6 protein-coding genes are annotated in these 8,670 nt (G+C 49.5%); 4 read left to right on the plus strand and 2 right to left on the minus strand.

The features are described 5' to 3' along the window. Positions 1-2 precede the first annotated feature (2 nt). Positions 3-584 (minus strand): sugar O-acetyltransferase, encoded by a 582-nt coding sequence (locus tag EKM75_RS10500; RefSeq protein ID WP_125681692.1) that lies wholly within the window; start codon positions 582-584, stop codon positions 3-5. 398 nt (positions 585-982) lie between these two features. Continuing rightward, complete coding sequence (locus tag EKM75_RS10505; protein WP_125694420.1) at positions 983-1,828, minus strand: aldo/keto reductase family protein; 846 nt, start codon at positions 1,826-1,828, stop codon at positions 983-985. Positions 1,829-2,208: 380 nt separating this feature from the next. Between EKM75_RS10505 and EKM75_RS10510 the strand changes: the two genes are divergently transcribed. The 4 genes from EKM75_RS10510 to EKM75_RS10525 all read left to right on the plus strand — a co-directional run bounded on the left by EKM75_RS10510 (position 2,209) and on the right by EKM75_RS10525 (position 8,609). After that, complete coding sequence (locus tag EKM75_RS10510; protein WP_125694423.1) at positions 2,209-2,598, plus strand: DUF2255 family protein; 390 nt, start codon at positions 2,209-2,211, stop codon at positions 2,596-2,598. A gap of 572 nt (positions 2,599-3,170) precedes the next feature. After that, positions 3,171-3,872 carry an ABC transporter ATP-binding protein gene (locus EKM75_RS10515; protein ID WP_125694425.1) on the plus strand — a complete coding sequence of 234 codons (702 nt, stop codon included), beginning with the start codon at positions 3,171-3,173 and terminating at the stop codon, positions 3,870-3,872. Between the two features lie 9 nt (positions 3,873-3,881). Further along, positions 3,882-6,464: an ABC transporter permease gene (locus EKM75_RS10520; RefSeq protein ID WP_125694427.1), complete on the plus strand. Its 2,583-nt coding sequence runs from the start codon at positions 3,882-3,884 to the stop codon at positions 6,462-6,464. 825 nt (positions 6,465-7,289) lie between these two features. Next, complete coding sequence (locus EKM75_RS10525; protein ID WP_125694429.1) at positions 7,290-8,609, plus strand: MucBP domain-containing protein; 1,320 nt, start codon at positions 7,290-7,292, stop codon at positions 8,607-8,609. The last annotated feature ends 61 nt before the right edge of the window (positions 8,610-8,670 follow it).

The raw sequence follows: 8,670 nt of genomic DNA on the forward strand, positions 1-8,670 counted from the left end.
AATTACGCCTCCGTACTCCCTTTGACTCGCCGTAAAACTTTGGCTGGCGTCCCGACCACGACCATGTTGGCCGGAACATCCTTGGTCACCACTGACCCGGCCCCAACAATGGCATTTTCACCCACTGTCACGCCGGGTAAGATCATAGCGCCAGCACCGACCCAGGCATTCTTTTCAACGTGAACAGCACTGGCTTGGACGTCCCGCCGGTGGGCCGGGTCCTCAACGTGATTGACCGTCAACAACATGGCACCAGGTCCAATCAACGCCCCGTCACCCAAATAAATCCCGCCTAAGTCGACAAACATCACGCCCTGATTCACGTAAACGTTGTCGCCGATAAAGAGATGCGGGCCAAAGTCGCTATGGACCGGTGCGTTGATTTCAGCAGATTCCGGGACACTGTAGCCAACGACTTGACTCAGAGTCGCCCGTCGCTGTTCGTTGGTTTGATCAATATGGTTGAACTTCTTTAAGAGTTCCTGCGTACGTTGGACCGTTTGGTTGATGAGTTGAAAATCCTCACCGGTGAAGTCTAAGGGTTCTCCGGCCAACGCGCGTTGAAAAATTGCTGGTTCTGTCATTAAAATTCACGACTCCTTCTTTGTTCTCTAGCCGTTAGTATAGAGACGACGCAGGCGTATATCCAATACTTATCTCAAATTAGAAGCCATAGCATTTAGGCATGGCTGTAAACGCAAAAGCAGAACCGCCACGGGGGAGTGACGACTCTGCTTTTTAGGTTGTTTGTTTTTTCTTGTCGTTGTGGATATTTGATGAATTTTTTGATAGTTGTGGTATTTAAATCTGTTAGAGAAACTATAGCAGTCGTTGCCTTTAGATACTTGAAACTGGCAGCTTCCGAAACGTGCTCCACGAGCCAGACCCCTGCGCTTAACCCCGTAAAGAAAATAACCCAAGACCAGGGTTATCCCCTTTACGACGTTAATGCTCAGAGTCTAACCGGCTCGTTCCACACTCTTTAATCCCCAACCGGATGCCAGCCATTGGCGTCACTTAACCGGTTCAAGAAGGCCATGTCCTTTTCGTTGATGTCAAAGTCGAGTTGGGCATTGGCTTCAACGTGAGCCATCGCTCTAGCCTTTGGCAATGGTGCAACGCCGTTTTGGATGACGAAGCGTAGTGCCAATTGGGGAATTGAGACGCCATAGTTACCGGCAACGCGTTCCAGCTCTGGACTGTCTACCAGACCACCAGTGGCCAGTGGTGAGTACGCCTGAACCACAATTTGGTTAGCTTCGGCCGTCTTCACGATAGTTACTTGCGTGTGACCCACGTAGTATTGAATTTGGTCAACGGCTGGTTTGACCGTTAAGCCATCCCAAGTTAACAGGTTTTCCAAGTCGTGGGAGTTGAAGTTTGATACCCCAATCGCCTTGGCCCGACCGCTGTTATAAATATCTTGCATCGCTCGCCAAACTTCGCGGTTCTCAGCATCATGGTTTGACCCCATTTGGGCCCATGGCCATGGTGCATGAATGATGTAAGAATCGACATAATCGAGGTTTAAAGCGGCCAAACTACTGTCAAAGTCAGCCATGGCTTCGTCATACGTCTTCGATTCAGCTGGTAACTTCGTTTGGACGAAGATATCGGCACGAGCAACGTCGCTGGCAGCAATGGCTTCACCGACGCTTTGTTCGTTTTGATAGGCCTTGGCAGTATCAATGAACCGGTAACCGGCCTTTAAAGCATTGCTAACGGCATCGTAAGTTTCCTTACCAGGTCGCGTTTGCCAGGTTCCAAAACCGACCTTAGGCATCTTCAGACCGTTATTTAAGTCAAATGTATCCGTAATTGTTGGCATTTAAATTCCTCCTTGATTGCTGATAGGTCTGAGTATAGACCCTTAGGGCCACTCGAAGGCAACGCCAAATTACTGAAAATTCAAAAAAACTACTAATTTATCAAGCAATCAGTTAATTCTTTGAAAAAGTTTTGGGGGTTGCTCACTAATCATGTGTTCAATTCGCTATCTTACTGAGTTGACAGCCATTTAGGGGCCTTAATTTAATGAGCAAGAGCACCAAATTCCAATAGTATCTTTCAATTTAATCATTTTGGATATTTGATTTTATTCTCAATAGATATATGCTTACGAATTGTAAGCATCATTTACAAATTCTCGCGTTCTCGCAGGCGCGGATGACTACCGTTGACTTGAATTGAAAATGGAGGAGTTTACCGATGGATACAACAACTACCCAATGGACCACTGAACAATTAAACTTATTTTTAAATGACCACACTTTAACGATGAAACCTTATAACCCTGACATGACCACCTTTGAAGAGGAATCTCCCGTCTGGGAAGTCGTTGTCGATGGCAACGTCTACTCGCGCGGCTGGAACGGCCAACAGACCAACTGGTACATGACCGCTGTTGCCCAAAATGCTGGCGAAATCAGCGTCGGTGACCACAACTTTGCGGCCCGTTTCGAACCAGCCGAACAATCGGCCGACTTGGATGCCAAAATTACGGCTGCTTACAAAGCCAAGTACGATGGCCAACGTTCTTTACCAAAAATGATTTCAGAAAACCCAACTGCCGCTACGCTGCACGTCATGCCTCGTTAGATGACATTGACGCTGGTCAAATACATCCGTTTCGCTGGTCAAGGACTTCACCCTATGAGGGGACGGTCGAAGCCTGAGAAGCGGTCTTCAACCTCAGCTTAGAGCCTTGCAAAACACGCAAGTCTCTAAACTGACCTGTAGTATCAGACTAGGAGCCCTAGTCTGATACTACTTACACAGGGTCCCGTCCTTGACCAGCTTCAACTAACATTGTCGGTCAATTCTAATCAACACTCTTTTGAACGATGCCCCTTAAACAAAGAATATTTTCCCACGAACTAGCAAATTTCATTCTAAATTTGCTAGTTTTTTGTATCTAGTTTGTAACCGTTTACCGTTGTGTTACCCCTGCATTCCGCCTACAATTAATTTGACACCTAAAGGCTAAAAACACTAAAATACCCGCTATGCCTGATACACCAAAGATTGGGTATTAGGGCTTGGTCAGGCACTTAACCTGGCTTAGTTTCCAAGAACCCGTTTAACCGGAACCTCTGACCGCCGCAGGTGGCTGGGTGCGCCTATAACGCCTGAACCAATAAAGTAAACTCAAAAGAACAGGAGACCTGAAGATGGCCTACATAGAAGTTAAGCAGGAAACTCGCAAATTCAAACAAGGTGACCAGGAAACAATTGCCAACCACGATATTTCATTCGCCGTAGAACGTGGCCAAGTCGTCACCATTTTAGGCCCCAGTGGTGCTGGCAAGTCGACGCTACTTAACGTGCTCGGCGGCATGGATAGTCCCACTAGCGGTCAGATTCTCATCGACGGCAAAGACATTGCCCAGCTCAATGCCAAACAACTCACCACCTACCGCCGCCAAGACGTGGGGTTTGTTTTTCAATTCTATAACCTAGTCCCCAACCTCACTGCCAAGGAAAACGTGGAACTGGCGTCACAAATCACCAGCGATGCTCGCGACGTTGATGAGACCCTGGCACTGGTCGGTCTGACGCAGCGGGCAAACAACTTTCCCGCCCAACTCTCCGGGGGCGAGCAACAACGGGTTGCCATTGCACGGGCTGTTGCCAAGAATCCTAAGCTGTTACTGTGTGACGAACCTACTGGCGCCCTGGATTACCAAACGGGTAAGCAAGTGCTCCAAGTCATTCAGGATGGTGCTCGTCAGACCAATATGATCGTCATCATCGTCACCCACAACAGTGCGATTGCTGAGATGGGCGATCTCATTATTCACATCAACGATGCCCAGGTTCAGTCGATCAAACCAAATCCTCAGCCCACGCCCATCGCTGACATTGAATGGTAGGTGCTGACCATGACAACCAGTTATTTTAAACTAATTCTCCGAGAAATCGGTCACTCCAAGGCACGATTCCTGTCGATCATGTTGATCATCTTTCTTGGCGTTGCCTTCTACACCGGTATTCGGGCCACGGGACCCGACATGCTCCAAGCAGCAACCGATTACTACGCCCACCAAAGACTGGCCACGAATAGCGTGCAATCTACGGCTGGTCTTACCAAACAGGATTTAGCGATTCTTCACCAACACCGACAACAAGTTACCTACCAAGCTGTAAAATCCATCGATATTAACCAATTGAATAATAATCGCGTCGTTCGGGTCGCCGAGATTCCCGCGACCCAGCGTCTCAACCGCCTGACCGTGGTTAGTGGTCACTTGCCTCATCAGGCGAATGAAATCGTCCTCGACCAGCAGGCCCGCACCCTACAACCTAAATTAAAACTGGGTGACACCTACCGTATCGCCACGACCACCAAGCTAAACCAACAATTTCACCGACGGACCTTTAAAATTGTCGGGTTCGTGAATTCCCCCCGCTACATCGAAACGACGGACCGGGGCGTGACCACCGTTGGTAAGGGCACACTGGATTACTTTGCCCTAGTTAAGCCTGGCACACTAAAACAAACCGTGGCCAGTCGCATTGACGTTGGTTTTAAAAACTTGAGCGGCGTTACCCCGTACACCGCCAAATATCGTCGGCTCAATCAAGAAAACACGACGCGGTTAAAGACCTGGTTCACCCCTCAAGCAGCCAAACGTCAGGCACAGCTCCAACGTCAAGCTCGAGCTAAATTGGCACCACGCATCGCCCAGGTGAACCAGCTCAGCCAACAATTTCCAGCTGGCGCCGCGCCGGTCAAGACTGCCCGACAACAAATTGCCCACGCCCAGGCCCAAATCACTGCCATCCCCCGGCCGACCTACCTGTATACCGGACGGGCCGCCAACCCCGGGTACAGTGAATACCATGAAAATACGCAACGGGTCGTGGCTCTTTCGACGGTCTTCCCCCTCTTCTTCATTGCCATCGCGGCACTGATCTGTTTGACGACCATGACCCGGATGGTCACCGAACTCCGGATTCAAATGGGGACCCTCAAGGCCCTTGGCTATACCAACACGGCTATTGGCAGTGAATTCATGTGGTACGGTGGACTAGCTAGCCTGCTGGGGACCTTACTTGGCGTCGGCTTTGGCGTTAACTTCTTTCCCCGTTTTATTGCTCAGGCTTATGGCAGCATGTATAATTTGCCAGCCATCAACGTCCAGTACCTCTGGGCTGACATCCTAATTGCCCTCGTGATCGCCCTGATCTGCACCATGGGCAGCGCATTCGTCGTGTTGCGGGTCGACCTACACAGTCTGCCTGCAACATTGATGTTGCCCAAGGCGCCCAAAGCCGGTCAGACCTTGTTGTTGGAACGGTGGCATGGTCTTTGGAAGCGACTGAATTTTACCCATAAAGTCACCCTGCGCAACCTCTTTCGCTATAAGCAACGCCTGTTGATGACCGTTCTCGGTATCGCTGGGTGCATGGCCATGATGATCACTGGCTTTGGCCTCAAGGATTCCATCGGCGACATCAGTACGAAACAGTTCAATCAGCTTTGGCACTACGACGCCATTGTCGTACGCAACGGTTCACAGACCACGGCCCAGCGACACGCCCTGCACCACAATTCTCTGTATCGACAGGACCTCGTGCTCAAGCAATCTCAGGTCACCGTGCAAAAGGCGGGCATGGCCAATCAAACCGCCACGTTGGGTGTCCCCCAGCATCCTCAGCAGTTAACTAAATTCGTCGTGCTCCGTGACCGGCAAACCCAACGCGCCCAACACCTGACCACTAACGGCGCCATCATTGACGAGAAACTCGCCAAGTTAGCCGACGTCAAGGTGGGCGACACCCTGCCCCTGCCCGTTAAGCTGGGTAATCAGACTGCTGTAAACGTCAAAGTAGCGGCTATTTCGGAAAACTACGTCGGTCACTTTGTCTACCTAGCGCCCGCTTACTATCGGCAAGTCTTTAACCACCGGCCAACGTACAATGGCAACCTAGTGCAATTCACCAAACACGGACAACGGGCCGAAAATACCTTTGCGAACAACCTGCTAAAACACAAGGGCATCTTAAACGTCACCCTCCTAAGCACGGAAAAGAAGACGAACTTTCAGATGCTAGATAGCATGAATCTGGTCGTCTTGATTTTCGTCGTCGCTGCCGGCGCGTTGGCCTTGGTCGTCCTGTACAATCTGACGAACATCAACGTGGCGGAACGAATCCGGGAGCTTTCCACCATTAAGGTCTTGGGCTTCTACGATGGTGAGGTCACCATGTACATCTTCCGTGAAAACTTGATTCTGACACTCCTCGGTATCTTCTTCGGGTGCTTCCTGGGAAATTGGCTGCATCGTTACATTCTCACCACAGCTGAGACCAATACCCTGATGTTTTCGCCCGGAATTCACCCGGTTAGTTACGTTTACGCGGCGCTATTGACGTTAGCATTTAGCCTGTTAGTGATGGGGATCATGCACTTGAAATTGAAGCACATCAACATGCTCGATGCCCTGCAATCGGTCGACTAAGGCGTTCGTCGGCCAACTATTGCCTAACCCGAATCTTGATTCACAAGTTGCTTCAATTGTTTGATAACTTAACACGAAACAGCAAATAACCAGTAAACACAATTGTGCTTGCTGGTTATTTGCAATTACTAAAGGTTGAAAGTGTAAAAACCGTTGTCAAGCCAAGAATAATCAGGCGTTATCGGCTTGAAATTAGTCTCACCCAGCCACCTGCGGCGGTCAGAGATTCCGCCTGCTGTGGGGAACGCCTACGGCCTGAAAAGCGGTCCTTCAGCTCGGTTTGAAGCCTGGAAAAATCACCAGTCTCCAAACACGTCCCACGCTGTAAGCCGAAAATCGGCTAACACCGTCGACACAGCTGGCTCCACCTCTGACCTCCTCCGGTTAAACGGGTTCTTGAAAACTAAGCTAGTTTAAGTGACTGAGTGATAGCACTTACGCAATATTATTGGTACTCCACTGAGTAGCCGAGAGTGAGTCAAATTTGGACTCAGCCGTGGGATTTTCAAGTGTCTTTCTTGAAAATGGCGACTTGAAGACGTGCTTTTCGGCTTCAAGCGAGGGGCAAGACCGCCCTTTGGCTTGTCCCGTCCTTCCCGCCGCGTTCCAGTCCAAATTTGGCGAACGGTAAGGCGGCAATTCCCTATTATGTTTGACTAAACCCTAATACCCAATCCTTGTTGCATCATGCATAGTGGGTGTTTCAATGCTTTCAACCTTTAGACAATCACTAAAAATCTAATGTCATGCAATCGATTTCACAAATAGTGTTATGATTGACCTAATACAAGCGATAATGTATGAGAAACTATCGGAGGCGGTTTTATGGGGTTACGAAGACGATTGAAATGGTTACTAGGATTAGGAAGTTTACTGATTGGTATCGGACTCATCGGGGGCTTGACCAGTGCCAATGCTGACTCTGGTGCCAGCGGCCACACCGTGTGGACTTCGATTGAGTTGGCACCTAACCACGCACTATTAAAAGTTCATGGAACAGCACCGACAGGATCACTCATTAACTTCACTGATTCCGTTCCACTATTTTATAATACTGGCAAAGTCGAATCGGTCCGACGAGTTGCTAGGGGCTTCGAGAGTGTCACAGACCAAATTTTACTTAACTTAGATACCGGTAAAAGCTATTATCAAATCAATAAGACGGAATACCTTGATGCAGCTGACGTAGACTACACCGATCCGTCCGGTGACACGACCACCACGACATTGACCATCAATTGCGTTAACCCAGCGAACACTTCCTTACAGAAGTTAACGTTTACGGTTGGCACCCAACAAGCGGCGGCCCTGATGACCGAGTTAACAACGGCCAAGCCCGCGGCTGACATTACGGGTTACAAACTAGATACGGTCGCACCTGCAGGAACAAATGAAGTCACCTACACTTACAATCCAACTGTGACCTTTAAATTTCAAGATGCCAGTGGTAATCAGCTGGCAGACGATGAGATCAGCTCAGGTAAGCCGGGCGACAAGTACACCTTGCCGGACAAAACAACCGACGCTGCTTTCAAGGGCCTGACGTTAAAGTCCATCAAAGGTGGCACGCCCACGGGTATTTACCAGGATACGCCGCAAACTTTCACTTACGTTTATGGTAAGCCAACGGCCACCACTACTAACACGAACACCGCTGAAGCAAAAGCGGCGCCAGTCACGGTGCACTATCAAACGGCCAGTGGCACGAAATTAGCCAAAGATACCGTCATTAATGGCACAGTTAATGCACCTTATCAGGCCAAGCAAAGGGCCATCAAGGGGTATACCTTGGTCAAGACCATTGGCACGCCTGCTGGCAAGTTCACAACCTCTGCGCAAACGGTGACTTATGTTTACACCAAGAACGCAGCTGCTTTCCAACCATTCATGATTTACGCCAAGCAGGGACTCTATCGTTACACAAAACCAACGTTTAAAGCCAGTCAACGCGTCGCTCACGTCAAGGGCCTGCCACGAATCCAGGCTAAGACGTTCAAGGTCGTGGGAACGACCAAGTCAGCGCAGGGACGCACCCGCTACCAGCTAGCTGATGGGACCTACGTCACAGCGAAGACCAACTTTGTGGCCAACCTATACTGGCAGGGCAAACACTATCAAAAACTAGTCGTATACCCGTTGTGCTAGTTAATTAGCTGCCAGGTATCTACGAATAAAAGTTGTTCTAATCGACTTTTGAAGCCACGCA

This window comes from Levilactobacillus tongjiangensis, assembly GCF_003946345.1.
Classification (GTDB): domain Bacteria; phylum Bacillota; class Bacilli; order Lactobacillales; family Lactobacillaceae; genus Levilactobacillus; species Levilactobacillus tongjiangensis.

Bases quoted from the DNA above. Each gene is read 5' to 3' on its own strand.
- EKM75_RS10510 (WP_125694423.1), top strand. From the start codon at position 2,209: ATGGATACAACAACTACCCAATGGACCACTGAACAATTAAACTTATTT.
- EKM75_RS10515 (WP_125694425.1), top strand. From the start codon at position 3,171: ATGGCCTACATAGAAGTTAAGCAGGAAACTCGCAAATTCAAACAAGGT.
- EKM75_RS10525 (WP_125694429.1), top strand. From the start codon at position 7,290: ATGGGGTTACGAAGACGATTGAAATGGTTACTAGGATTAGGAAGTTTA.
- EKM75_RS10520 (WP_125694427.1), top strand. From the start codon at position 3,882: ATGACAACCAGTTATTTTAAACTAATTCTCCGAGAAATCGGTCACTCC.
- EKM75_RS10505 (WP_125694420.1), bottom strand. From the start codon at position 1,828: ATGCCAACAATTACGGATACATTTGACTTAAATAACGGTCTGAAGATG.
- EKM75_RS10500 (WP_125681692.1), bottom strand. From the start codon at position 584: ATGACAGAACCAGCAATTTTTCAACGCGCGTTGGCCGGAGAACCCTTA.